Below are 23,195 nucleotides of genomic sequence, written 5' to 3'. Positions count from 1 at the left end.
TCACACCTCCGGGATGACAATCGCGGGGTCACCCACGGTGAAATTGTCGATCAGGCGAGTGGTGCCGATGCGCACCGCCATCGCCACCAAATCTCCGGGTTTAAAGACATCGACCGGCTGCATGCTTTCGCCGTCCACCACTTCGACGTATTCCACCTCGGCCATCGGTTCGCCGGCCAGCTTACCGCGCATAGCCGCCAAAAGCTTTTCGCTGCGGCGTTCGCCGCCGGCCACCATGGCCTGCCCCAGGCGCACGCTGCGGGATAAAATCAATGCAGCTTGACGCTCTTTCACACTTAAATAAGTATTTCGGGAGCTTTTGGCCAACCCGTCGGATTCGCGCACGATGGGGCAGCCCACCACTTCCACATCAAAATTTAAATCGCGCACCATCCGGCGGACGATCGCCAGCTGCTGAGCATCCTTCTGTCCGAAGAAAATTTTGTCGGGCCCGACGATGTTGAGCAATTTCGTGATGACCGTGCACACGCCGCGAAAGTGAATGGGCCGGCTCTTGCCGCAAAGGGTCTGGCTCAGCACATCGATATCCACAAAAGTGCAGAAATCCGCCGCATACATCTCATCGGCATCCGGATGGAAAACCAAATCGACCCCTTCGGTCTCGAGCAACGCGCGGTCGTGCTCAAAATCCCGGGGATAATCGGCGAGATCTTCGTTCGGTCCGAACTGAATCGGATTGACAAAGACCGACGCTACAGTTTTGTCACAAAGTCTTGCGGACGCTGCCATCAATGAGGCGTGGCCCTCGTGCAGATAGCCCATGGTCGGGCAGAGACCAATGCTTTGCCCGGCCCCTTTCCAGGCACACACTTGATCGCGCACCTGCTGAATCGTTTTCGCTATGATCATATTTTTCGCTCCTTTGACTGCAGTTCCTTTTATCCTTTAATACAACCGATTAAGGTCGTCTTCGCTGGCAAGCTTGAAAGCTTCATTCTCGTTGGGGAAATCGCCGGCTTTCACCGCCTGGTCATAGGCCTTGAAAGCCCCGACCATCGCCTCGCCAACTTTGCCAAAATGACGGACAAACTTCGGCACATAATCCATGAACATCCCGAGCATATCCTGATACACGAGGATTTGCCCGTCACAGCCGGCACCGGCGCCGATGCCAATGGTCGGGATGCTCAGTTTTTCGGTGATCAAGCTCGCCAACTTTGCCGGGACGCATTCGAGCACCACCGAAAAAACCCCCGCTTCCTGAATGGCCAGCGCATCGTCCAGCAGCTGCTTAGCCGCGGCTTCGCCCTTCCCTTGGACACGGTTGCCGCCGAAAGCATTCACCGACTGCGGCGTGAGCCCCAAGTGAGCCATGACAGGGATGCCCGCCGCCGTGATCGCACCTATCTGCGAGCAAACCGCCGCGCCGCCTTCCAGCTTTACCGCCTGAGCGCGCCCTTCTTTCATCAAACGCCCCGCATTGACGAGCGCCTGCTCATCCGATACCTGATAAGACATAAACGGCATGTCGATGACCACCATGATGTCCCGGCATCCTCGGGCCACCGCACTGCCAAAGATAATCATATCTTCCATCGTCACCGAAAGCGTATCTTCGTAGCCGAGCATGGTGTTGCCCAATGAATCGCCAACAAGTACGCCGTTAATTCCGGCCGCCTCGAGCAATTTAGCCGTGGAATAGTCGTAGCACGTCAACATTGCGATTTTTTCGCCGCGCTCTTTCATGGCCTGAAACGTTTTAACCGTGTTTTTCATTTTGAGTTGTCTCCCCCAATGATAATAATAAATTTTCGAGGGACTGGTATGACCGATCGGGATGCTTTGTCTTCGCAAGCGCCAGCAGCTTCTGGGATAACAGCGCGTATAATAGCCTGTCATTCGCCTTGTCAAAACAGTCAAGGTGGGCCGCCACCGTTTTGGTATCACCGCGCTCCACCGGGCCGGTAAGAGCGTCGATGATGCCGTCTTCAGCCATGTGAGCCACATTGCCGAGCACCAAGGGCATCAGCGCCTGCTGCGCCCTTTCTCGGGAAAAGCCGCAGGTTTCAAGCATTGCAATACTCTGCGCCACAAGCCCGACGACCAAGTTGCTGGCCATCGACGCGGCACAATGATAACGCGCCTTCGATGACCTATCGATGATCTGCACCGAAAGGCCCAATCCTTTGAGCCAGGTGTTAACCGCGTCCAAACGATCCGCACTGCCCTCCAGGGCAAAAAAAACATCCGACAATTCACGGTAAGCGGCATAGCGATCGCTTACGGCGAATAGCGGATGAACGGAATAGACACTCGCACCAAATTGTTCTGCACCCGGCATAGCCGCTTCTGCTGAAAGGGCGCCGCTGCAATGACAAATGATTTTACCTTGAATCGGATACTCACAGATCGCCGCCGCCATGGCCGCAATACTGCTGTCCGGAACCGTTAAAAACAACACGTCACTGTCTGCTACCAGGTCACCGAGCTCTCGGTAACTTTGCGAATGCGTAAACTGCGCCGCGTCATCGGCGGCATCGGTGTTCCGGCTGTAATAACCTGTCACCCGAGCGCCATGGGTCGTCAAGTATTTTCCCAAAGTGAAGCCGACCTTACCGGCTCCCACAAATCCAGTTTTCAGGGCCATCACTCCTTCATGAAATTCGATCACGACGTGATGTTGTCCGTGCCCGGAGAACGATTCAAGATATTTGCATCGGTACAGTTTCCCGAGGGAATACCGTCCATCCCGCTTAGTTTAGCACCTCCATCCATCGCTGTAAAGAAAAATATCATTTTTTTGCCCTAATTGTATATTTTTTTGCAATGCATTGACTTGTTCCATCAAAAAAGAGGCCTTTCGGCCTCTGGTTGTTCTGATCATGTGAATGTATCACTCCGATGCCAAGATTAAACGACTGCCCGCAAAGCCTGATCGAGATCGACAATAATGTCATCGACGGCTTCAATCCCCACCGACAGGCGCACCAGATCCGGCGCCACCCCGCCGGCAATCAGTTCTTCGTCCGTCATCTGGCGATGGGTTGAAGAGGCCGGATGCAACACGCAGGTGCGCGCGTCGGCCACATGGGTCGCGATCATCGCAATTTTCAAATGCTTCATAAAAGCTTCCGCCGTCTTGCGGCCGCCTTTCACCCCAAAGGAAATCACCCCGCAAGTACCGTTCGGCATGTATTTTCGAGCCCGTTCGTAATAACGGTTGCCGGGCAGTCCCGGATAGTTGACCCAGGCGATTTGATCGTGCTGCTCGAGAAAGGCCGCGACCTGTTGGGCATTAGCGCAGTGGCGTCCCATGCGCACTGCCAGTGATTCCAGCCCCAAATTCAGCATATACGCATTCATCGGAGACGGCGTCGCACCGAGATCGCGCATCAGCTGGGCCGTCGCCTTGGTAATAAACGCCCCGCCCCGGCCAAACTTTTCCGCATAGGTAATGCCATGATACGATTCATCCGGCGTGGTCAGCCCCGGAAATTTTTCTTGATGGGCCATCCAGTCGAATTGCCCACTGTCGACAATGCATCCGCCGACCGTCGCGTCGTGTCCGTCCATATACTTCGTGGTGGAATGGGTAACAATATCTGCTCCCCATTCAAAGGGGCGACAGTTAATGGGCGTCGCAAAGGTATTGTCGATGATCAGCGGCACTCCATGGGCGTGAGCCGCTTTAGCAAAACGTTCAATATCAAAAACGATGAGGGCCGGATTGGCAATGGTTTCTCCGAAAACCGCTTTGGTGTTGGGCTTAAACGCTGCCGCCAACGCTTCATCCGTGCAGTCCGGATCGACGAAGGTGAAGTCAATCCCCATTCGGCGCATCGTCACGTTGAACAGGTTAAAACTCCCGCCGTAAATCGCCGACGATGCCACCACATGGTCATCGGCACTCGCCAAATTAAATATCGAATAAAAAGTTGCCGCCTGACCGGATGCCGTCAGCATGGCGGCAGTGCCACCTTCCAGCGCCGCGATCTTAGCCGCGACCCGGTCGCTCGTCGGATTCTGCAGCCGCGTATAAAAATAGCCTTCTGCTTCAAGATCAAACAACCGGCCCATGGCTTCACTGGAATCGTATTTAAAGGTCGTACTTTGAACAATCGGCATCAGCCGTGATTCGCCGTTTTTAGGTTCGTACCCGGCCTGGATACATTGTGTTTCTTTTTTCATAGATGGTCCTCTCTGGTTATCAATATTGCTGCGTTTTATTATAGCATAGTCCGACACACTTTTGATTTTTATCCGTCTGTGTCGTCCTTTCTTCAGAAAATGCTCACTAAAAAAACGTCTTTAGGATTTCCTCCAAAGACGTTTTGGGTACCGACTTATTGTTTTTGATAGCCGGTGATCATGGTTGCAATAAAGCAAACCACGGTTGCCCAGGCGAAAAAACGATGGTATTTCATCTGATCCTCCTTTATTTTTTGAATAACCGATGGTTAATTAATTTTATTATAGCATAGCCCGCCGCAATCAGCCATTCCAAATCGGCAGCATGGCCTGAAAGTGGACAAAGGCCAGTATTTCTTCAAAGGCCAAATCAAAATCAACCGCCTGCTTTTTCACAAAGCGTTTAAAATCTTCGTTCCGCTTTAATCGGGTAATCGCCGCCTTCATTTCCTCCGGCGTTTGCATCGCAGAAAACGCCTTGTCGCCCAGACGAAATAATTGCAAATGCATTCCCGCAATATCCAAACGATTTTCAATCTGCATAATTTGAGATTCTGAATATTGCCGCTTCTCGAGCCACTTTGTGAAGGCCGCGCGCTCAAAGGGCTGCGTTTTTTTGAGCATCGCCGTTACGATTTGCAATGTCAAGACGTCATCCGATTTTTCCTGTGATGCCATGGGGGTTCACCTTTCATCCGGATTTGTCAATGCTTCGATCTGTGGCGACTGTTTCCGAAATTCCCGAAAAGCAGCCATTGCCAGCGGATCCTTTCTGCCCGCCGCCACTGCATCGCGATAGCGGCGCACAGTTGCCATCGGCAAATGTTTCTCATTGTAAAGATAGCGCGTAAAAAGCTGCAGTATCTCCGCTTTATTTAGCATTAGGATCGCCGCCGGCCTCAGACTTTTGGCGTCTGAGGTTTTAATCCGATGCGCGCCGCTGCCAAATCCAATCGGCCAATCACCGCGAGCACCACGACCGCCGCAAGTCCCATCTGCACCAGATTTCCAGGAATCGACGCCACCGGCGCAAGCCAATTCCCATAGATAATGCTCTCAGCGACATAATATCCCGCGATTTTAATCGCACAGGCGGCCGCGATAGCTGCCACGTACCAGCGATAACCGCAATGCTTTTCCGTCATCGCGCCCACGACGTATCCCATCAAGCCGACGATCACAAAGGTGAAGGGCGCCCAAAGCGTCCACCCGCCGACCAAATCGAATAATGCCATGCCGATCCCGCCGGCTAAAGCGCCGGTCCGCTTGCCAAAGATCACCGCGGCGATCAGCAGGGGAATATTCCCCAAGTGAACCAAACCGCCGTTGGCTGCAATCGGCAACCGAACATTGATAAAAGTCATGCCAAAAGTCAGCGCAATCATTAAAGCGGTGATTACCAGATCCTGCAGTGTTAAACGATGATGTGTTTCTCGTTCTTTCATTTGAAAACCTCCTCTGTTGATGGCTTCCCCATTATCCGCTTTCCTGGCCCGGCTATAAATACCCATTTAAACAAATTTTAATAAGGTCAGTTGGCCGCTCAATCCCGTTTTGCAATTTGCTGTCGCTTCTTTTATAATAAAATCCATTCAATGGAAAGAAAGCGAGACAAATCATGACCGAAACAACCAACCATTTCGTCGACGAAAAGCAGGTTAAGCTCCTGCTTAGTTTTTTCCGGGATTCTCTGGCCGGCGCCCTGAAAGAAAAAGATCCTGCCAAGAAAAACGCCATCCTTCGGAAGATGCTGCTGTTGCTCCAAAATTATATCGATGATTAAAGCCTATGCATGGCGGTGCCCGCAACGACATTCACGATCGCAATGGCGAGCATGATGCTCGTGATCACAGTTACATTCCCGATGATGGCGATCGTGGCCGCAGCCACATGAGACTCGTTGTGACAATGCATTTGCAGGCGGCTCCAAATAGCCTCCAAAGCATCATGATATTTTGGATGCACCATCATAAACGAAGAGATCCAAGCCGTGGCATTGTCCATGGCTTTATTGTATGATGAAAACCACGCGTTAAACGCGTGGTTTTCTCTTATACAAAAAATACCGGCCATACAGACCGGTAACAAATAAGGAATCATAATATGGATTTTTTAGCGCATTGCCATAACAATAACGCTTGTGCGAGAATATAAACTTCCTTCAAAGTTTACAACATTATTATAGCACTGATCAAAAGAGCTGTAAAGCAATTCAAAATTTATTTTCATCAATAAATGCCTTAGCCTAATACGCGATAATTCTCTAATTTTTGCAGATGATCTTTCACCTCAGCAATCACATCCCGCATCTCTTGTGCCAAGCTATTGAGTTCCCGAATCCGCACAACCTGTCGCTCTAGAAACGCCTCGTGCACCGGCAGAATCGGCGACGCCCGATGCACGCGCCATTGAAGCATATTCACATCGGCACTATTTTGATCAAATACAGCTCGGGTGCGGTCTTCTTCAATGCGCAGCCGTCGCCGCAGGGCATCTCGGCTGGCCACTCGTTCATCTTCATTCAGTGACAAATCCTGCAAACTGCCGAGCGCCTTAGTGGCAAACGCCATAAAATGATCAATATCTTCTGAAGTAATGGGTGCTCTGTTCTCACCGATCAATAATTCCATTCGGTGTTCCCCTTTCTTTTCCATCTGTATGCTTTGTCGCCTTATTTTAACAGGAGCTCCCACCTTTCGCAAATCGCCGCACTCTTTTTTATGTCATTTTTTAAAATTTCCTACGTTTAGCGCGTCCACCGAGCGACTTGATCGGGATGCGCCTTAACCCATTTTCTTGCCGCCTTTTCCGGATCCATACCATTTTGAATGTCCAACATCACGCTGCTGATATCATCCGTCGTCCAATGAAAGTGATTGAGGATGCGGTAAGCCTTGGGCATGTCACTTTTTAGCCCTTTTCGAGCCATGGTGCTGACATGCTCTGCTTTCCCCATGGTGCCTCTTGGATCCTTCAGGTATTTCAAATGATATTTCTGAAACATCCAATGAGGGCTCCAGCCGGTCACAATAATTGGCTGGTGCTGATCAATCGCTTTGCCCAACGCCGTCGCCATCGTCCCGCTGGACGTCGTCGTGACCTTCCATCCTTTCAGATTCGGATACGTTTTGACCGTTTTTTCCGCTGCGGTAACCACACCACTGCCGGCTTCAATGCCTGTGACGGTTTGGCCAGCCTCAGTTGACAAATCCGCAATCGAATCCACACGCATATAATCAGGAACGACTAACCCCAACTTTGCGCCGGTCAAGTTTGCTCCAAGATTGACCAGTTCCTTGCGGTATTGTTTATACTGCGCGCGGTGGGTGTTGGGCAGCCAGGCCGAGACCATAGCATCCGATTCCCCTCGAGCAACCGATTCCCACATCACGGCATTATCCAACGGTATTAATGTTACCTTGTAGCCCTGATCCTTCAAAACTTCTGCGATCACATGAGTCGATGCCACTTCGGAATCCCACTGCACATAAGCAAGCTTGATTTCCTGTTGACTGCCGCTGCCGATGCGGGCGGCCGCCACCACGCCAATCATCACCAGCGCGGCTACCACGCCGCTAATTACCCGCCGGCGTTTGGGATTGGTTTGTGCCGCCTTGGCCGCTGCCTTGCGCCTGGTATCCGCCACCGCTAATTTTTGTGTAAAGCGGTCGATGATAATTGCGAGAACCACCAGTGCCATCCCGCTGACAAAACCATTGCCCACCTGGGCACGCTGCAGCGCCGAAAGCACGCCGCGGCCCAGCCCGGGCGCACCGATCATCGAGGCGGTAACCACCATTGACAGCGCCAGCATAATCGTTTGGTTGATGCCGGCCATGATGGTATTTCTCGCCAAAGGCAGCTCGATTTTAAAAAGTTTCTGAGAAGAGGTCGATCCGAAGGCATCCGATGCCTCAATGAGTTCCCGCGGGATCTCTCGAATGCCGAGATTGGTGAAGCGCACCGTCGGCGGCAGCGCAAAAATAATTGACGCAAAAACTCCCGGCACCATGCCAATGCCAAAGAAAGCCACTGCCGGAATCAGATACACAAAGGCCGGCATGGTCTGCATGAAGTCAAGAATCGGTTGAATCACGACTTGTGCCCGATCTTTTTTCGCCATAAGAATCCCCAGGGGAATTCCGATAACCACTGAAAGGAGCGCCGCCATAAACACCAGCGTCACCGTGTTCATCATATCTTCCCATAGGCCTTGATTATAAACAAAGAGCAGGCCAATGAGCACAAAAATTGGCAATCCCTTCTTCCGATTCGCGACAAAATAAGCCGCAACAGCCAGTCCCAGAATAACCAGCACCGGCGGCAGAAACACCAAAAATCGGGTGATGGCATCCATCGCGCCCTTGCCGCCCCACTGCACCGCGGAGAAGAATCCCGCCCAGGCTTTGGTCATCCAACTGACAACATGCTCAACGCCGTCAGCCACCGGAATCGCTGTGGTTAATATTTTAAACATGCGCATCCTCCTTATCTGACTTGACCGTGTCCGGAGTATCCTGATCCGAGACTTCTGTGCTGCTGATGTCGGCCAGCGCTTCAAGCACTGTGCCGCGAATCACCACGCCAAGCAAGCGGTCCCTCTCGTCCACCACGGCCAAAGGCGTCGGCGAATCATAAATCAAATTGAAAATGTCTGTCACCAGCGTCTCCTTGGGAATTTTTTGAACCTGAAGATCCATGACTTCTGTCAGCTTCTTCCCTTCCCGGCTGGCACGCAGTACTTCTTTTGCCTGGAGCGTCCCTTTGAGTCTGCGCTTGCGGTCAATGGCCATCAGCATCGACACGTGTTCTTTGCGCATACGCCGCAATGCCACATAGGGGCCGTCGAGTTCAATATTAGCTGTGATTGCCGGAATCATCACGTTCTCCGCAGTGAGCACCTTGGAGACATCCACATCCTGAATAAACTGCCGGACAAATTCGTCGGCCGGATGCATGAGAATTTCCTCTCCGGTGCCTACCTGCACGATTTGCCCGTCGCGCATAAAGGCGATGCGATCGCCCAAACGCAAAGCTTCATTCAAATCGTGGGTAATAAAAACAATGGTTTTATTCAGGCTTTCGTGCAGCTCCAACAGCTCGTCTTGCATATTGCGCCGAATCAGCGGGTCGAGCGCCGAAAAGGCCTCATCCATGAGGAGCACTTCCGGATCGTTGACAATCGCCCGGGCCAGACCGACGCGCTGCTGCATCCCGCCGGAAAGCTGATCGGGATATTGATCGGCAAAGGGCAACAGATGAAAGCTTTCCAGAATTTTTTCTGCTCGCTGCCGCCGCTGGGCGGCGTCCACCCCGCGAACAGCTAAGCCGTACTCCGTATTTTCTAAAATCGTCCGGTGCGGAAAAAGCCCAAAATTCTGAAAGACCATGTTCACTTTGCTCCGCCGGTAATCCCGCAGCGCTTCGTCATTCATTTGAACCACATCTTCATCTTCAAAACGAATCTCACCACTCGTCGGTTCAATCAAACGATTCAGCATTCGAACCAGCGTCGACTTGCCGCTGCCCGAAAGCCCCATAATTACAAAAATTTCTCCCTGTTCAATCTCTAAGTTCACATCATAAACGCCGACCGTACAGCCGGTTTTTTCAAGAATTTCTGTTTTGCTTTTATGAGCTTCAATCATATTCATTGCCTGTTTTTTACGTTTGCCAAATATCTTAGTCAGATGTTTAATCGTGATCTGACGCATGCGAATCCCTCCTTTGTTTCCATGATTTCGCTTTGAATTAAACTAACTTAGTTTAAATATTATAACATAAATTTTTCATGCATTCAAAAATCCCCATTCCCGTCAAAGAAAATGAGGATTTTTAATCTTAATTTTATTGTTTTAAACAGCTTTTAACGTGTCTTGCATCTCGCCGATCACGCCGGTTTTCTCGAGAACTTCCTGCACGGTCCCGACCGGAATGACGGTCAGTCTGGCTTTGACTTCATCAGCGACATCCTTCAAATCATCCACATTATCCTTGGGGATAAAGACCCTTTGAATGCCGGCGCGCTGAGCCGCCATCAATTTCTCCGGCAGCCCGCCGATGGGCGTCACCACCCCGCGCAGCGACACTTCGCCGGTCATCGCAAATTCCGGGCTGACCGCCTTTTGACAGACCAGCGAGGCGATGGCCGTCGTCAGCGTGATCCCCGCCGACGGGCCGTCTTTGGGCACGGCTCCGGCCGGCACGTGCACGTGCAGATCGTTCTTCTCAAACTTTTCGGCCTGTTCCGGGAACATGGCTTTCACCAGACTCACCGCAATCTGCACCGATTCCTTCATCACGTCGCCCAGCTGCCCAGTGATAATCACCTTGCCGCTCCCCGCGGTCATCAGAGTCTCAATAAAGAGAATTTCACCGCCGACCCGCGTCCAGGCAAGCCCGGTGACAATTCCCGGCTTTTTCTTCGCCAGAATGTGATCGTGGGTCACCGGCCGCATATCCAGATAATCCCGCAGTTCGTCCGGCACGATGGTCAGCTGTCCGCCTTCGCCCTTCACGATTTGCACCGCCGCCGCCCGGCAAAGGGTATCGATGCGTTTTTTAAGACCGCGGACACCCGCTTCCATCGTGTAATCCGAGATAATGGCGCGCAGTGTTTCATCCGGCAGCATCAACCGTTCTTCATCAATGCCCATGGCCGCGTAGGCTCGCGGCAGCAAATGACGCTTGGCAATCTGGAACTTATCCGTTGCCGTGTAGCCTTCGAATTGAATCACCTCCATTCGGTTGAGCAGCGGCTCGGGAATCGTGTCCAGGCTGTTGGCCGTGCAGATAAAGAACACATCGGACAAATCATAAGGCACGTTGGCATAGTGATCAGTGAAGGTGTTGTTCTGCTCCGGATCAAGCACTTCGAGCAAGGCCGAAGCCGGATCGCCGTTGTAACTCATCGAAAGCTTATCCACCTCGTCGAGCACCATTACCGGATTGGAGACGCCCGCCTTGTGAATGCCGTCCATGATGCGCCCGGGCATCGCGCCGATATATGTTCGTCTGTGCCCACGGATATCTGCTTCGTCGCGCACCCCGCCCAAACTGACGCGGACATATTCCCGGCCGAGGGCTTTGGCGATGGATTTACCGATGCTGGTCTTGCCGGTGCCGGGGGCTCCCACAAAGAGCAGAATGGACCCCGACTGTTTGTGCTGCAAATTCATCACCGCCACCTGCTGCACGATGCGCTGCTTGACCTTTTTGAGACCAAAATGATCTTCATCAAGGATTTTTTCGGCTTCATCCAGGTCGATCGCCTTGGCTTCTTCCTTTTTCCAGGGCAACTTGGCCATAAAATCCAGATAATCGTAGAGCATGCCGGCTTCCTGGGAATGCTGGCCCTCCTGCTTCAGGCGGCTGAGCACCTTACCGGCTTCCTTTTTCGCCTCTTCGTTCATCCCGGATTCTTCAACCGCCAATTCCAGCCGGCGAATATCCGATACATTTTCCGGATCCATTTCGTCAAGCTCCTTTTGCAGATACTGCATCTGTTTTTTGATGGCTTCCTGACGATAAAGCTTTTCGTAATCCTTTTTCTGTTCCGTTTCGGCTTCATTGGTGATTTTGGTGATTTCCAAATATTCATAGACCATTTTTTCCATCATGGCCGTCCGTTTTTCACAGCTGTTCTGTTCGAGCACTGCGTATTTTTCGTCCGGCGAATTGGTCATCCAGATGGAAAGCAGCGACGTAACTTCGCCGATGGTTTTCATCTGCGTGAAATAATTTCGCGCGATTACCCCCCAGCGAAAATCTTTGACAGATTCCACCAGCTTGCTCTTGAGCACTTCCAGCCGCGATTTTTCGTCTTCAGCATCTAAATCCTCAATATCTGGCTTCGGAATCGCTTCAAGTTCAATTCTTTCCCCGCCAATGATCGAAAGATTTTCCACATTAACCCGATCTCCGGTCTTAAAGACTAAATATCCGTTCTGGTTGATTTCAACAATACGGCCGGATACCCCAATGGGATAAAAATCTATCTGCCGCATTTCTGATAACAACGCCTGCTTACGCGCAATCAGCAACACCACCTGCTCGTTTTCTTCCGGATCTTTTCCCGTTAGTCTCTTATAAAGATCCGTCTGCATAAAAGTTCTGGCATTGGGTGCCACCACCATATTATAAATCGGTACAACCGTCATGCGTTTCTCCCTTCTTGTTAGCAGTCCTTATTGTTGAGTGCTAACATTTCTGTTAAAAAAATGGCTTTTAAAAGCCATCTTTAACATTTGATTTGACAGCATTATAATGCGCGTCAAATCGAATTGCAAGCAAAATCCTATTTTTTAAGTATTGCGCAAGTTTTTTATGTCGCGTCATGCTATAATGCCGATATGTCTTTACTCTGACGGAGGTTCCCATGTTTCAAACCAACGGCACCATTGATGCCGCACTGCTCAAAAAGATACATCCTTATCTTTATCCCAAACATTTTAATATAGCGATGCCGATATTGGCCGGCATTATGACTGCTCTCGGCGCGCTTCGCTGGCACCAGGGCAACGCCCAATCCGCGGTTGCTCTTTTGGTGCTCGCTACCGGGATCCTCGTCGCTTATATAATAAGCTTGCGGCGCACGATTCACGACAATTTAAAGGCCATCCGGCGTTTGACCGGCCGCAACGAATACGACGTGACCACTGTGTTCAAAGATGACGGAATCCATGTGTCCGGGCCGGGCGGGCATCACTTTACCCTACAATGCCATTCGCTATACTGTTTTTATCGCTGAGCACGGCCTGCTTTTGTCCAAAGACCATCAAATGGCCATTGTTTTTTTCGAACAACCCACGTCAAGCGAACAATCCGACCTGGTTGTATTTCTAAAAGAACGAGGTCTTATCATCACCTCGACTGCCGCTTGATTGTTTATTATACAACCAAAAGCGGGACGAAAGTCCCGCCCGATCTTTGTGCTGCAACATATCAAGGTGCAAGAATAGTGGTTTCTGATAAAAAGATTGCAGATGCCATCTATAGGCACATACACTATGATCAGCAGCAAATCTCTCTTCTATCATGCATACTAAATTGAAAGATTAATATGCTCTCACTTCATTTTTGAAGTCTTTTCTACTAAATAAAAAATGCAGGTGTTTATGATCAATGAAATAAGTATGCCATTTATAGATTAAATATCTTTATAAAACATAGGATCTAAATAATAAGGAAATAAGAAGGAGAAGCAATAAAATCCCGATATGCTCCGCATTATCAACAAGTTTTTATTTTTTGCTTGTCTACTTGGAAAAGGTGCATATCATAATGCAACAGCCATTTTGTTAAAGTTTAACTGCCTACAAACTTTTTTAAGCCCATAGATAGCTTGATGAATCCTTGTTTGTGTTATACGCAAATCTGAACCGCGACATTATATCTGCGGAAAAATGTATTCCCATATTGCATCCATGACTGGCTGCACGTTGTGCTGCATCGATTGTACCGCTACAACCGCATTTTTATCCGGCATAATGATGACAAACTGTGCTTCGCGACCATAACAGCGATAACTGTTTTCGTCACCGTAATTTCTCCAAAAATAAAATCCGTATCCTGCTTCCTCATCTATTGCGTTTCCTGCCGGATTAATGGATGAAGACGGTACATGGAATGCACCTGCTTTTTTCACCCATTCTTCTGACAGAAAACGTATTCCTTTATATGTTCCGCCTGAAGCATAGAGTTGGCCGAGTTTAGCCATATCTACAATATCAAGGAACAGATCGCTGGCAGGGAAAGTGTGCCCTTTCGAGTCTGTGTCCCAACGGGGCTTTTCGGTTCCGACCCGACGCCAGAACTTTTTATACAAATAATCACAGACAGACATCCCGACCACTTTTTCCAGCATGCGTCCGGCGACATACGGTGCAAGATTGCCATAGCTGAACTTTTCTCCGGGCTCATACATCATTGGGCGTGTAAATGCAAAAATCAGCCATTCGTCCATCATTGCTTCAGGAAGCTTTTCCGCTGTCTCGCCGCGGAGCTTCTTCCGGTCTGATGTCATCAGAAAGGGCTCCCCATGTCCCGATGTCATTGTCATAAGATTATACAATGTCACATCATTCCAACGGGGATCTACATCATCGGGAATAATATCCGCGAAAGCATCAATGGGTTTATCATCGAGCGACAATTTTTCTTCATCGATTGCAAAGCCGACCGCCGTTGCTAGATGGCTTTTCGCCACGGAAAATACATTGTGATAAATATCGTCTGAAAAACGATGAAGCCCTAAAATCGTATCATTCCTAATTGCCATTACCGCATCTACTTCCAAATCGTTTTCTTCTATTGCGTTGATAAAATCTGTCAGGCTCAACATAAACAAGTCTCCTGTTTACTTTTTCGTATTATTTTGCGTCCCAGTATTTGTCAGTGGCAGCCGCCAGTCGATCGTAAATGCCGCGATCACGCCATGCAAGGAATGCATCACGGAAAATGCCAAAGTATTCTTTGTAAATCTCATGGTGATGCATATCAGGTTCAACAAAACCATCCGTATGGACGAGGTTTCCAACAGCTTCTTCTATGTTGTCGAAGATCCCGACCGCCGTTGCACCAAGTGCTGCTGATCCGACAAGACCGCAATCAAAGATTTTCAGTTTTTCTACAGGAACACCATAGACATCAGCCTGAATCTGACGCCATAATGGAGATTTTGCGCCACCGCCGGAAAGCCTGATAACATCAAACGGACGTCCAAGTACTCTCTGCATGGCATTGATGCTCATGTTTAATTCATAAGCCACTCCCTCCAGGACGGCTCTGGCCATTTCCGCTTTTCCGTGAGCCGGTGTCATTCCAACATATCCGGCCCGGGCAGCATCACAATAGTAAGGCGTCAGCTGACCCTGAAGGAAAGGGAAGTAGAGCAAACCGCGACTTCCCACATAGGCATTAGCTGCTTCTTCACAGATAATATCATAGACATCTTTACCGGATACCTTGCTGACCGCAGTTTCTGCATCACAAAATGTATCTCTGAACCATTTTAAGTTGGAAGCGGCCATCGTTACCTGCCCTTCCATATCCCACTTGCCGGGATTGGCATGGCCGGAAAAATAGATCTCATGGTGCGATTCCTCATAAACTTTATCCACTGCAGCTACGATGACACCTGCCGTCCCTACCGTAATTTCAGCCATGCCTTCTTTAATAATGCCTGAGCCGACGGCAGCACACTGCTGATCACCCCCACCGACGCAGATCGATGTTCCCGCATGAAAACCTGTGAGTTCTGCAGCCTTTGGTGAAATACAGCCCACCTGCCTGGCCGGATGCTTTACTGGCGGCAATTTACTGCGTGATACATTTATTGCATCCAAAAGTTCATCAGACCAATCTAACTTTGCAACATCCATCATCCCATTCATCGCCAGAGACGAAGGGTCTGTAAACACCTCTTCTGATCCCAACTGATGGAGGAGCCATTCCTGGCCGTTTACAAAAAGGTAAGCTTCCTCATAGAGGTCGGGACGGTTGTCCCTGACCCATTTAAATTTGGAATATGAGAAGCTCGGCGTCATTGCGGAAGCTGCGATTCCATAATATTTATCAATCCCAAAATGACTGCCAATCCACTGTGCCTCTTTTGTAGCTCTTACATCACTCCATACAATAGCATCTTCTATAGGATTCCAATCTTTATCAACAGCAAAGAATGTGCCCCGCTGACTTGAAATAGCAATAGAAGCGATTTCCTTCGGATCAATGTCTGCTTTTGCAATTGTCTCTTTTGAGGTCTCACATAAAGCATTCCATAAATCCCATGGATCCTGTTCTACCCAGCCTGCATGAGGAAATTTACAGGGGTAACTCCTGTAAGCACTGGCAAGTGGGTTCCCATTCAGTTCAAAAATCATCGTTTTCAGACCGGTGGTGCCTGCATCAATACCTACGATAAATTTTGCCATAACGTTACCTCCTTTTCATACTTGACGGTACTGCTTTGTTGAAAAACAGACGACTTTCGTCTTCTTTTTATGCCTAATTATATCACTTTAAATATTCCATAACTATGGCAAATTATTTTAATAGCGGATCTCACTACTTATATCTCTTTTCTAATGTCAATTATTGCATTTTCTTTCCGCATCCCAAGATGCTTCAGATGTCTTATCCCGGGATATCCGGATCTTTCCTTCAAAAATCTCCCCAACCCTTTTCATATCGTAAAACTGACTTGTAGGTGTATCCCTGCTATCACCGGGATTAAATCCATTTCAACTGTCTTCGCAACGCAACTTGAATTGCCTGTATGTTATTTATAAACTCCCCTATAATTAAGGAACTAAAAACACATAATATTTGGTTTTGAATTTAATCGTTATTGATATAAGTAATAGAATATGTATGCCATTCATGCATAAATGTCTAAATGTCCGTATGAGAAAAAATAAACAAAACAAAAATCATTACCATCGGCTTAGCCGATGGTAATGATTTAATAGCTCTTTTTATTTTCAATTTTCTTTTAAACCGGCTAATTGATAGAGCATCTGTTCAATGCGATCCAATTGCCGAATCATAATCCAATTCTGCTGCACCAGCATATTCATTGTCGGCAGCTCCGGCTGGCCACCGTCTTCACTTTGCAGCTTCTGAAATAAAATATTCGCCGCTGCTCTGCGATCTTTGGCATAGCCGAGCCGCTCAAGGCCAAGGGCTGCTAATTCCTTCACGGCCTGTTCTTGCAATGCTGTTGCATTTTGTTGATCTGCCATTATTTCTCTCCTGATTTTAATCTTGTTTTCAAACGCCGCTTCCGCTTATCTTTAGAAAAAATCGGCATGTCCGACAAATTGTCGCAGTGCGCCCCGAATCGCTTCATCACTAAAGCCCGGTTCTTTCGGTAAAGCACGTTCTGCCGGAATCAGCGGATCAAAAGGAATCAGCCGATAGGTGTGACGATTCGTCATGCCCAGCATTTCTGCTTTTGTCAGCCGAATAGTTTTATAAAATCGTGCCAAGTTTATCTCCTTGTATCGTGCTAAAACCACTGTTTTGGTTTTTCGCACTTAATCTTATAGTTTAATTCGCTGTCTGTCAACAAAATAAAGCGAAAAGCCGCTTTCCTTGAGCTTTTCGCTTTTATCATCTCTAAGACTCCTGCCAGTTGATCAGCGCAGGAGAGCCCTCGACCCCGACAATCGTTCCCCGCAAAATAGCTGCTACCGGTTTGACACAGCCGACGACTTTTAAATTGCCCTCTCGAGCGCCCTTAAACTGAATATTATATTTTATCCCCAACCGACTCAAACCACCTTTGATCCAAATTCACATTTTAGCATGATTTATATCCTTTGCCGCCATCGTTTGGTGCTGCTGATCAGATATTGTTTCGGTTTTCGCCTGCCCCGCCGACATCCCATGATGCAGATTCCGGCGGCGTTTCGCCATGGCCCGTCGCCGCATCATGGCCTTGGCTTTTCGGCTGCGGCCTTTAAACTGCGGCTGATAACAGTTTTCCCGGGCATTTTCAAATTGACCTTTTAAAAATACCCGCGCCTGTTTAAGAGCATGGCTGGCCGGCGCCAGCCAGTCGAATACCCGAAAACGCCCTGGGAAAATGCGAAACGCAACATCGATGTTGGCTTCTTTCAGCTTTTTAACAAACGCGATGGTTTCTTCATAAAACGGATCGTCCCGGCCGACATAGGTACAAACCGGCGGCAGACCGGTCAATTCGTCGACGCGGGCCGCCGCCGCATATATGGGCACCTGCCCGCGGGTTTCATACACGCTCAGATACATTTCCCAGCCCCGAGCACGATTCAGATCCGGTTCGGTCAGTTTTTGAATTTTTGCCTTTCGGCGGAAAGTTTGATCGTCCATCATCGGGAAAAGCGGCATCAAATATGCGATGGCCACTTCCCGCTGATCTCTTGCGTAAAGTGCCAGCGCCACAGCCAGACCGCCGCCGGCGCATTCGCCGCCGACAAAGAGCTGATTGGCATTGATGTGCAGGTTATTCGCGTTTTCCTGCATCCAAACCAGTGCATCATAGGCATCCCACAGCGCCGCAGGATATGGTTTTTCGCCGGCCTTGCGATAGTCCGGAATAACCATCACGCAATTGCCATCGCCGCAAAAAAGATCCGCATAAACATGGGCCTGTTCCGGAATGCCGGCCATATAGGCCCCGCCGTGCAGCCACAGCAGACCAGTCGCTTTTGCGTCTGTCCCTTTGTTGGACCAAACGACCAAAACCCGCAGGGTACTGCCATCCCGACGATAGATCACACGTTCTTCCATCTGAGTTTTGCGGCCGCGCCATTTCCCCCGGACAAAACGATCCAAAAGCCGGTCCTGGCGCTCCACGCTGAAACTGGCCGGCGAAGCCAAGATCCATTTATGGGCCAGCGGTTCAATGCGCCACCAGCTTTTTAAATCAAAATTGCGTTGAACCGGTGACTGCCTTTTTGTCTGCGTCTTTGCACGCAGACTTTTTTTTAACAAATGCCCTTGACGCTTCTGCTCTTTTTTTATTTTTTTGTCCTCGAAGGCCTTCGTCGCGGAGCCATCACGCTTTTTCTTTACCATTTCTTTACCATCGCTGTACATTATTGTCTTAAAAAATTATTATAGCACTTTTATGTGCTATCCATCCAAACAAATTTACTTTTGTTCCCCAATTTTCTTCAGTCTTCCGCTGATTCCCAAAACAATTCGTCAAGAGTTTTGCCCAGCGCGCGGCAAATGGCCACACAAAGTTTGATCGTCGGGTTGTAATTGCCCTTTTCCACCGCGCTGATAGTCTGCCTGGAGACGCCCACCAGGTCCGCCAATTGCTGCTGAGACAAATCGCGCGCAGCCCGTGCGGCCTTCATGCGTAAATTTTTCAATCGGCATTCTCCTTCCGAGAGACAAACCACTTGGCTAACGACACCGCCAGGAATCCCCCGAAAACAATCACCATTACAAGCGGCGTCATTTGATCCAGCGTGAGCACCCCGTCACGAATCCAATCGGCCCGATGGATTCCCCGAACGATGAGCACCGCCAAATTCACCGCTGTCAACATCCCCCACAGCCAAATAATGCGCCGCCCTTTTTGACGAAAGGGAAAGTAGGCATTGTTCCAGATGCACTCTCCCCCATAAACCAAAACACCGAGAAAGATGCCGATCAACGAGCTGCTGCCGTCAGACAGATAGGGGCCCGCCGCCGACACCAGCAAAAAATGACATGCACAAAAAATCATCACGGCGAAAAAGGCATGGCGATAGGCTCGATCCTGAAAGGCCATCTGTCTTTCGTCGTAATCTGCCGAACGCCGGCTCCTTTTTTCTTTTACCATGATGCCAAAGGCCAAAACGCATACCCATAAAATCACAAAAATCATTTCGTACTCCCTTCTCTTCCAAAATTGATAAACTGCTTCTTCATTATACTTATAAACGTCAAAAAGTCAATTATATTTGCTTTTTTTATATTTATATTATTATTTTTATCGCGTTTATATTTTTGATTCTGTTACCGCACGACTCGATTGGAAAGGAGATTCCTTCAATCGTACATTTTGATCGCCGTCGGTCTGTCGGCACGCAATCAGCGCTTTGATCACTAAAATTCAGGCTCTAAAAAAGCAGTGAAGCCCGCATGGAGCTCCACTGCTTTTTAAATGATTGAATCTAATCTATTGCCTGCCGTTTCTGCGCCGCCTGCACCACATGCTGGCAAAGCACTGCCGCCGTGACCGTTCCTACCCCGCCGGGGACCGGCGTCACAGCGCCGGCTTTCGCCGCGGCATCCGAGGTTACGTCGCCGACCATTTGGCCGGCAGCATCAAAATTAATGCCCACATCGACAATCACCGTCTGGCCATTTGCCGCCACCCCGTCAGCTGTCACACTGCCAATCTGTCCCGCCGCTGCAACAATAATCTCGGCCTCGCGCATGATCGCCGGCGCATCCATTGTGCGCGTGTGACAAATCATCACCGTCGCGTTGCGCGCCAAGAGCATCATGGCCACCGGCCGCCCGATGACGAGGCTTCGCCCTACAACGCAAACTTTTTTCCCCGCGGGATCAATGTCGTAGGCATCGAGCATTCTAAGACAGGCTTCCGCTGTGCAGGGCGGATAACCAACCGCCTTCCCGGTGAAAACCCCTGCAAGAGACCCCAGCGTGATGCCGTCCACATCCTTGGCGGGTTCCAACGCGCCGCAGACCGCCGCATCGTCAATCTGCGTGCCCATCGGTCTGAAAATTAAACAGCCATGGATAACCGCATTTCGATTGACTGAGCCAATCACATCGATCACGCTCTGAGTATCTGCCTTGGTTGGCAGCGTAATCGCCTTTACCTGCAAGCCGACTTTTTCAACGTGCCTGAGAATGCTGCGCTCATAGGCCAAATCGTCCGGCCGCTCACCCACACGAATCAGAGCCAGCGTCGGTGTGATGCCACATCTTTTGAGCTCTGAGACTTGTTTCTGCGTTTCGGCGTCCAGCCGTGCCGCCACCGGCCGGCCCTGCAATTGTCTGGTGGTCTTCCCCATGTTCACACCTCTTCCGCAGGCTGCAGGTCTTTGCTGATATCTTTGTAAATGCGATCGGCCAGTGCACCATAGCCGGCCAGCATGCGATTCGCCTCTTCGTTATAGGCGGCCGCCCGCCGGGTATCGGCCATGCTCTTGGTATTGATCAACACGTTGAGCGCCGCCGCGTGCAGCGCACCGTTTAAAATCGCGGCGCTGCAGCCCGCATCCGAAACCGCAAGCCGGGAGCCGTCCTCGGCAAATTCCTTCGCCAGCGCAATGCCTTCGCAGCACAGCGTCATGATGCGAAGCGGCACTTCGCAGCAGGCATCCAGGTAAGCCTGGATCGCTTCATCTTTGGCCTGGCGCTCGATGGCCGTCGCCGCCGGCATCCGGTAACAATCGGACAATGGCGCGAAGACCTCCGCATCTCGATCAATCAGCGCGCACAGCTCTTCCCGCAGAGTCTGTGCCTTGTGATTGAGGGCAATCATCACATCCTCCGCATCCGCATATTTTTCTTTGCCGATTGTGAGGGCTGCAACCATCTGCCCCAAGGCCACCCCAACGGCACCGGCCAGTGCCGAAGCGCCGCCGCCGCCTGGTGTCGGTGCACTGGAAGCCAATGCCGAAACAAATTCCGCACAGGGCATCCGATCATAAGTTTGTTCACATTTTGTCATTTTCTCGCCCTTCCAAATAATTCGTTTGTGCCGTGGATTAAAATAATCCGCTGATCACGCCGTTTTCATCCACGTCAATTTTTTCCGCCGCCGGATGCGGGGGCAGTCCCGGCATCTTCATAATGGCGCCGGTCAAACAAACCACAAAGCCCGCCCCGGCCGAAATGGTCGCGTCCCGAACGGTGATGGTAAAATCTGTCGGCCGGCCAAGCTTTGACGCGTCGTCCGAAAGGGAGTATTGGGTTTTGGCCATACACACGGGCAAATTTCCGTAGCCTAATTTTTCAAACTTCGCCAGCGCCTTTTGCGCTTCCGGTGCAAAGTCCACCCTATCGGCACCATAAATTTTTTGCGCCAGCGTCGTGATTTTTGCCATCAGCGGCTGATCGAGATCATAGGCATAGGTAAAATGTTCTTTCCCGGCATTTTCGTCGCAAAGTTTGATCACCGCCTGAGCCACGTCGATGCCGCCTTTGCCGCCCTGTCCCCAAACGTCGGCTAAGGCCACCGTGATACCCCGTTCTTCACAGGATTTTTTGAGCAGCTCGATTTCCGCTTCCGTGTCGCTGACAAACCGGTTGATGGCCACCACCACCGGCAAACCAAAAACGTCGGTAATATTTTCGACATGCTTGTAAAGATTGGGCAGACCGTTGGCCAGCGCATCCAGATTTTCCTGGGTGATGTCTTTGACGTCCGCACCACCGTTATACTTCAGCGCTTTGATCGTCGCCACAACGATCACCGCGTCCGGCTGCAGATCCGCCAGCCGGCATTTGATATCCAAAAATTTCTCCGCGCCGAGATCCGCACCGAAGCCCGCCTCCGTCACCACATAATCGTCGGCAAAGTGCATCGCCATGCGCGTCGCGATCACCGAATTGCAGCCGTGGGCAATATTTGCAAAAGGACCGCCGTGAATAAAGGCGGGCGTGCCTTCGAGCGTCTGCACCAGATTAGGCTTAAGCGCATCCTTCAGCAGGGCCGCCATGGCACCGTTGGCTTTAAGATCCGCAGCGGTAACCGGTTCGTCATCGCGGGTATAGGCGACAATAATATCGCCCAGCCGTTCTTTCAGATCGCTGATATCCCGTGCCAGACAAAAAACTGCCATGACTTCTGAAGCGACCGTGATGTCAAACCCGTCCTGCCGGGGCGTACCGTCCGCTGGGCGGCCCAGCCCGTCGACAATGTTGCGCAGCTGACGGTCGTTCATATCCACGCAGCGCCGCCAGATGATGGTCTTCGCGTCGATGCCCAAGGCATTGCCTTTTTGAATATGATTATCGATCATCGCGGCCAAAAGGTTATTCGCTGCACCGATGGCGTGAAAATCGCCGGTAAAATGCAGATTAATGTCTTCCATCGGAATCACCTGGGCATAGCCGCCGCCGGCCGCCCCGCCTTTAATGCCGAATACCGGCCCGAGGGACGGCTCCCGCAGGGCAACCATCGCCGACCTGCCCAAATGCCCGAACGCATCTGCCACGCCGATGGTCATCGTGGTTTTGCCTTCGCCGGCCGGTGTCGGATTGATGGCTGTTGTCAGGATCAGCCGCGGTTTTTTCGCCGACGGCTGTTTGAGCAAATTATAATCCACTTTGGCTTTGTACTTACCGTAAAGTTCCAGATCGTCTTCTGTCAGGCCCAATTTTCGGGCAATGTCGCGAATGTCTTTCGGGCTGGCCGCCTGTGCAATCTCAATATCGGATAAATACCCCATGTTGCCTCCTTTAATTCTTTGACAAAATGATTGAAGATGAACGCCGTTCCAGAATCGGAACCAAAACACTTCTTTATATTTTAATGCAGAGAAGCACGCCGCGCAATAAATTTTAATGCACTCTGACGATAATCCATT

Annotated in this window: 25 protein-coding genes; 2 read left to right on the top strand and 23 right to left on the bottom strand. The window is 50.3% G+C overall.

Annotated elements, in window-relative coordinates; genetic code table 11:
• The 7 genes from panC to HMPREF0721_RS01625 form a co-directional block, all read right to left on the bottom strand.
• A complete protein-coding gene (gene panC, locus HMPREF0721_RS01655; protein WP_006597789.1) occupies positions 1-870 on the bottom strand; it encodes a pantoate--beta-alanine ligase in 870 nt (289 codons plus the stop codon).
• A 36-nt stretch (positions 871-906) separates the two neighbouring features.
• A complete protein-coding gene (panB, locus tag HMPREF0721_RS01650) occupies positions 907-1,737 on the bottom strand; it encodes a 3-methyl-2-oxobutanoate hydroxymethyltransferase (protein ID WP_006597788.1) in 831 nt (276 codons plus the stop codon).
• Positions 1,721-2,608: a Rossmann-like and DUF2520 domain-containing protein gene (locus HMPREF0721_RS01645; protein WP_006597787.1), complete on the bottom strand. Its 888-nt coding sequence runs from the start codon at positions 2,606-2,608 to the stop codon at positions 1,721-1,723. The genes panB and HMPREF0721_RS01645 overlap by 17 nt, the downstream gene beginning before the upstream one ends.
• A gap of 263 nt (positions 2,609-2,871) precedes the next feature.
• Entirely contained in the window at positions 2,872-4,149 is a 1,278-nt protein-coding gene (locus HMPREF0721_RS01640; protein ID WP_006597785.1) for an O-acetylhomoserine aminocarboxypropyltransferase/cysteine synthase family protein, read from the bottom strand.
• Between the two features lie 303 nt (positions 4,150-4,452).
• Positions 4,453-4,827 (bottom strand): hypothetical protein, encoded by a 375-nt coding sequence (locus tag HMPREF0721_RS01635; RefSeq protein ID WP_006597784.1) that lies wholly within the window; start codon positions 4,825-4,827, stop codon positions 4,453-4,455.
• A 6-nt stretch (positions 4,828-4,833) separates the two neighbouring features.
• Positions 4,834-5,031, bottom strand: a complete 198-nt coding sequence (locus HMPREF0721_RS01630; RefSeq protein WP_006597783.1) for a hypothetical protein — start codon at positions 5,029-5,031, stop codon at positions 4,834-4,836.
• A 17-nt stretch (positions 5,032-5,048) separates the two neighbouring features.
• Complete coding sequence (locus tag HMPREF0721_RS01625) at positions 5,049-5,594, bottom strand: ECF transporter S component (RefSeq protein ID WP_040639830.1); 546 nt, start codon at positions 5,592-5,594, stop codon at positions 5,049-5,051.
• 173 nt (positions 5,595-5,767) lie between these two features.
• Here HMPREF0721_RS01625 and HMPREF0721_RS11695 point away from each other — a divergent pair, with 173 nt between their 5' ends.
• Positions 5,768-5,932: a hypothetical protein gene (locus HMPREF0721_RS11695; RefSeq protein ID WP_006597780.1), complete on the top strand. Its 165-nt coding sequence runs from the start codon at positions 5,768-5,770 to the stop codon at positions 5,930-5,932.
• On the opposite strand, the gene HMPREF0721_RS12050 is transcribed toward HMPREF0721_RS11695, so the two are convergent.
• The 5 genes from HMPREF0721_RS12050 to lon form a co-directional block, all read right to left on the bottom strand.
• Positions 5,929-6,153, bottom strand: a complete 225-nt coding sequence (locus HMPREF0721_RS12050) for a hypothetical protein (protein WP_207635230.1) — start codon at positions 6,151-6,153, stop codon at positions 5,929-5,931. The two genes, HMPREF0721_RS11695 and HMPREF0721_RS12050, sit on opposite strands and share 4 nt — an antisense overlap.
• 236 nt (positions 6,154-6,389) lie before the next feature.
• A complete protein-coding gene (locus tag HMPREF0721_RS01615; protein ID WP_156788670.1) occupies positions 6,390-6,779 on the bottom strand; it encodes a hypothetical protein in 390 nt (129 codons plus the stop codon).
• A 116-nt stretch (positions 6,780-6,895) separates the two neighbouring features.
• Positions 6,896-8,626 carry an ABC transporter permease/substrate binding protein gene (locus tag HMPREF0721_RS01610; RefSeq protein ID WP_006597777.1) on the bottom strand — a complete coding sequence of 577 codons (1,731 nt, stop codon included), beginning with the start codon at positions 8,624-8,626 and terminating at the stop codon, positions 6,896-6,898.
• On the bottom strand, positions 8,619-9,863 hold the full coding sequence (locus HMPREF0721_RS01605; protein ID WP_006597776.1) for a quaternary amine ABC transporter ATP-binding protein: 1,245 nt from the start codon (positions 9,861-9,863) through the stop codon (positions 8,619-8,621). Before HMPREF0721_RS01605 ends, HMPREF0721_RS01610 begins: the two co-directional genes overlap by 8 nt.
• 141 nt (positions 9,864-10,004) lie before the next feature.
• Positions 10,005-12,308 carry an endopeptidase La gene (gene lon / locus HMPREF0721_RS01600; protein ID WP_006597775.1) on the bottom strand — a complete coding sequence of 768 codons (2,304 nt, stop codon included), beginning with the start codon at positions 12,306-12,308 and terminating at the stop codon, positions 10,005-10,007.
• A gap of 218 nt (positions 12,309-12,526) precedes the next feature.
• On the opposite strand from lon, the gene HMPREF0721_RS01595 reads away from it, so the two are divergent.
• The gene (locus tag HMPREF0721_RS01595) at positions 12,527-12,898 is read left to right on the top strand and encodes a hypothetical protein (protein ID WP_006597774.1); all 372 of its coding nucleotides are present in this window, start codon (positions 12,527-12,529) and stop codon (positions 12,896-12,898) included.
• Between the two features lie 639 nt (positions 12,899-13,537).
• Here HMPREF0721_RS01595 and HMPREF0721_RS01590 read toward each other — a convergent pair.
• The 11 genes from HMPREF0721_RS01590 to HMPREF0721_RS01545 form a co-directional block, all read right to left on the bottom strand.
• On the bottom strand, positions 13,538-14,491 hold the full coding sequence (locus HMPREF0721_RS01590; protein WP_006597772.1) for a serine hydrolase domain-containing protein: 954 nt from the start codon (positions 14,489-14,491) through the stop codon (positions 13,538-13,540).
• 28 nt (positions 14,492-14,519) lie between these two features.
• A complete protein-coding gene (locus tag HMPREF0721_RS01585) occupies positions 14,520-16,082 on the bottom strand; it encodes an FGGY-family carbohydrate kinase (RefSeq protein WP_006597771.1) in 1,563 nt (520 codons plus the stop codon).
• A 549-nt stretch (positions 16,083-16,631) separates the two neighbouring features.
• A complete protein-coding gene (locus HMPREF0721_RS01580; RefSeq protein ID WP_006597770.1) occupies positions 16,632-16,892 on the bottom strand; it encodes a hypothetical protein in 261 nt (86 codons plus the stop codon).
• Positions 16,893-16,943: 51 nt separating this feature from the next.
• Positions 16,944-17,138, bottom strand: coding sequence for a hypothetical protein (locus tag HMPREF0721_RS01575; protein ID WP_006597769.1), 195 nt, complete (start codon positions 17,136-17,138; stop codon positions 16,944-16,946).
• Positions 17,139-17,268: 130 nt separating this feature from the next.
• Positions 17,269-17,418, bottom strand: a complete 150-nt coding sequence (locus HMPREF0721_RS11690; protein ID WP_006597768.1) for a hypothetical protein — start codon at positions 17,416-17,418, stop codon at positions 17,269-17,271.
• A 27-nt stretch (positions 17,419-17,445) separates the two neighbouring features.
• Positions 17,446-18,711, bottom strand: a complete 1,266-nt coding sequence (locus HMPREF0721_RS01570; RefSeq protein WP_169310190.1) for an alpha/beta hydrolase — start codon at positions 18,709-18,711, stop codon at positions 17,446-17,448.
• Positions 18,712-18,809: 98 nt separating this feature from the next.
• On the bottom strand, positions 18,810-19,013 hold the full coding sequence (locus HMPREF0721_RS01565) for a helix-turn-helix transcriptional regulator (protein WP_006597766.1): 204 nt from the start codon (positions 19,011-19,013) through the stop codon (positions 18,810-18,812).
• Positions 19,010-19,513, bottom strand: coding sequence for a hypothetical protein (locus HMPREF0721_RS01560; RefSeq protein ID WP_006597765.1), 504 nt, complete (start codon positions 19,511-19,513; stop codon positions 19,010-19,012). The genes HMPREF0721_RS01565 and HMPREF0721_RS01560 overlap by 4 nt, the downstream gene beginning before the upstream one ends.
• 289 nt (positions 19,514-19,802) lie before the next feature.
• Positions 19,803-20,672: a bifunctional 5,10-methylenetetrahydrofolate dehydrogenase/5,10-methenyltetrahydrofolate cyclohydrolase gene (locus HMPREF0721_RS01555; protein WP_006597764.1), complete on the bottom strand. Its 870-nt coding sequence runs from the start codon at positions 20,670-20,672 to the stop codon at positions 19,803-19,805.
• A gap of 2 nt (positions 20,673-20,674) precedes the next feature.
• Positions 20,675-21,334: a cyclodeaminase/cyclohydrolase family protein gene (locus HMPREF0721_RS01550; RefSeq protein WP_006597763.1), complete on the bottom strand. Its 660-nt coding sequence runs from the start codon at positions 21,332-21,334 to the stop codon at positions 20,675-20,677.
• A gap of 37 nt (positions 21,335-21,371) precedes the next feature.
• Entirely contained in the window at positions 21,372-23,057 is a 1,686-nt protein-coding gene (locus HMPREF0721_RS01545) for a formate--tetrahydrofolate ligase (RefSeq protein WP_006597762.1), read from the bottom strand.
• Between the last annotated feature and the right edge of the window lie 138 nt (positions 23,058-23,195).

This window comes from Pseudoramibacter alactolyticus ATCC 23263, assembly GCF_000185505.1.
Lineage (GTDB): Bacteria > Bacillota > Clostridia > Eubacteriales > Eubacteriaceae > Pseudoramibacter > Pseudoramibacter alactolyticus.
This window is presented reverse-complemented; position numbering and strand designations above follow the sequence as displayed.

Bases quoted from the DNA above. Each gene is read 5' to 3' on its own strand.
- lon (WP_006597775.1), bottom strand. From the start codon at position 12,308: ATGACGGTTGTACCGATTTATAATATGGTGGTGGCACCCAATGCCAGA.
- HMPREF0721_RS01590 (WP_006597772.1), bottom strand. From the start codon at position 14,491: ATGTTGAGCCTGACAGATTTTATCAACGCAATAGAAGAAAACGATTTG.
- HMPREF0721_RS01545 (WP_006597762.1), bottom strand. From the start codon at position 23,057: ATGGGGTATTTATCCGATATTGAGATTGCACAGGCGGCCAGCCCGAAA.
- HMPREF0721_RS01570 (WP_169310190.1), bottom strand. From the start codon at position 18,711: ATGGTAAAGAAAAAGCGTGATGGCTCCGCGACGAAGGCCTTCGAGGAC.
- HMPREF0721_RS01605 (WP_006597776.1), bottom strand. From the start codon at position 9,863: ATGCGTCAGATCACGATTAAACATCTGACTAAGATATTTGGCAAACGT.
- HMPREF0721_RS01630 (WP_006597783.1), bottom strand. From the start codon at position 5,031: ATGCTAAATAAAGCGGAGATACTGCAGCTTTTTACGCGCTATCTTTAC.
- HMPREF0721_RS11695 (WP_006597780.1), top strand. From the start codon at position 5,768: ATGACCGAAACAACCAACCATTTCGTCGACGAAAAGCAGGTTAAGCTC.
- HMPREF0721_RS01625 (WP_040639830.1), bottom strand. From the start codon at position 5,594: ATGAAAGAACGAGAAACACATCATCGTTTAACACTGCAGGATCTGGTA.
- HMPREF0721_RS01595 (WP_006597774.1), top strand. From the start codon at position 12,527: ATGTTTCAAACCAACGGCACCATTGATGCCGCACTGCTCAAAAAGATA.
- HMPREF0721_RS01615 (WP_156788670.1), bottom strand. From the start codon at position 6,779: ATGGAATTATTGATCGGTGAGAACAGAGCACCCATTACTTCAGAAGAT.
- HMPREF0721_RS01585 (WP_006597771.1), bottom strand. From the start codon at position 16,082: ATGGCAAAATTTATCGTAGGTATTGATGCAGGCACCACCGGTCTGAAA.
- HMPREF0721_RS01560 (WP_006597765.1), bottom strand. From the start codon at position 19,513: ATGATTTTTGTGATTTTATGGGTATGCGTTTTGGCCTTTGGCATCATG.
- HMPREF0721_RS01550 (WP_006597763.1), bottom strand. From the start codon at position 21,334: ATGACAAAATGTGAACAAACTTATGATCGGATGCCCTGTGCGGAATTT.
- HMPREF0721_RS01610 (WP_006597777.1), bottom strand. From the start codon at position 8,626: ATGTTTAAAATATTAACCACAGCGATTCCGGTGGCTGACGGCGTTGAG.
- HMPREF0721_RS01555 (WP_006597764.1), bottom strand. From the start codon at position 20,672: ATGGGGAAGACCACCAGACAATTGCAGGGCCGGCCGGTGGCGGCACGG.
- HMPREF0721_RS01580 (WP_006597770.1), bottom strand. From the start codon at position 16,892: ATGGCAGATCAACAAAATGCAACAGCATTGCAAGAACAGGCCGTGAAG.
- panB (WP_006597788.1), bottom strand. From the start codon at position 1,737: ATGAAAAACACGGTTAAAACGTTTCAGGCCATGAAAGAGCGCGGCGAA.
- HMPREF0721_RS01635 (WP_006597784.1), bottom strand. From the start codon at position 4,827: ATGGCATCACAGGAAAAATCGGATGACGTCTTGACATTGCAAATCGTA.
- panC (WP_006597789.1), bottom strand. From the start codon at position 870: ATGATCATAGCGAAAACGATTCAGCAGGTGCGCGATCAAGTGTGTGCC.
- HMPREF0721_RS01640 (WP_006597785.1), bottom strand. From the start codon at position 4,149: ATGAAAAAAGAAACACAATGTATCCAGGCCGGGTACGAACCTAAAAAC.
- HMPREF0721_RS12050 (WP_207635230.1), bottom strand. From the start codon at position 6,153: ATGGACAATGCCACGGCTTGGATCTCTTCGTTTATGATGGTGCATCCA.
- HMPREF0721_RS01645 (WP_006597787.1), bottom strand. From the start codon at position 2,608: ATGGCCCTGAAAACTGGATTTGTGGGAGCCGGTAAGGTCGGCTTCACT.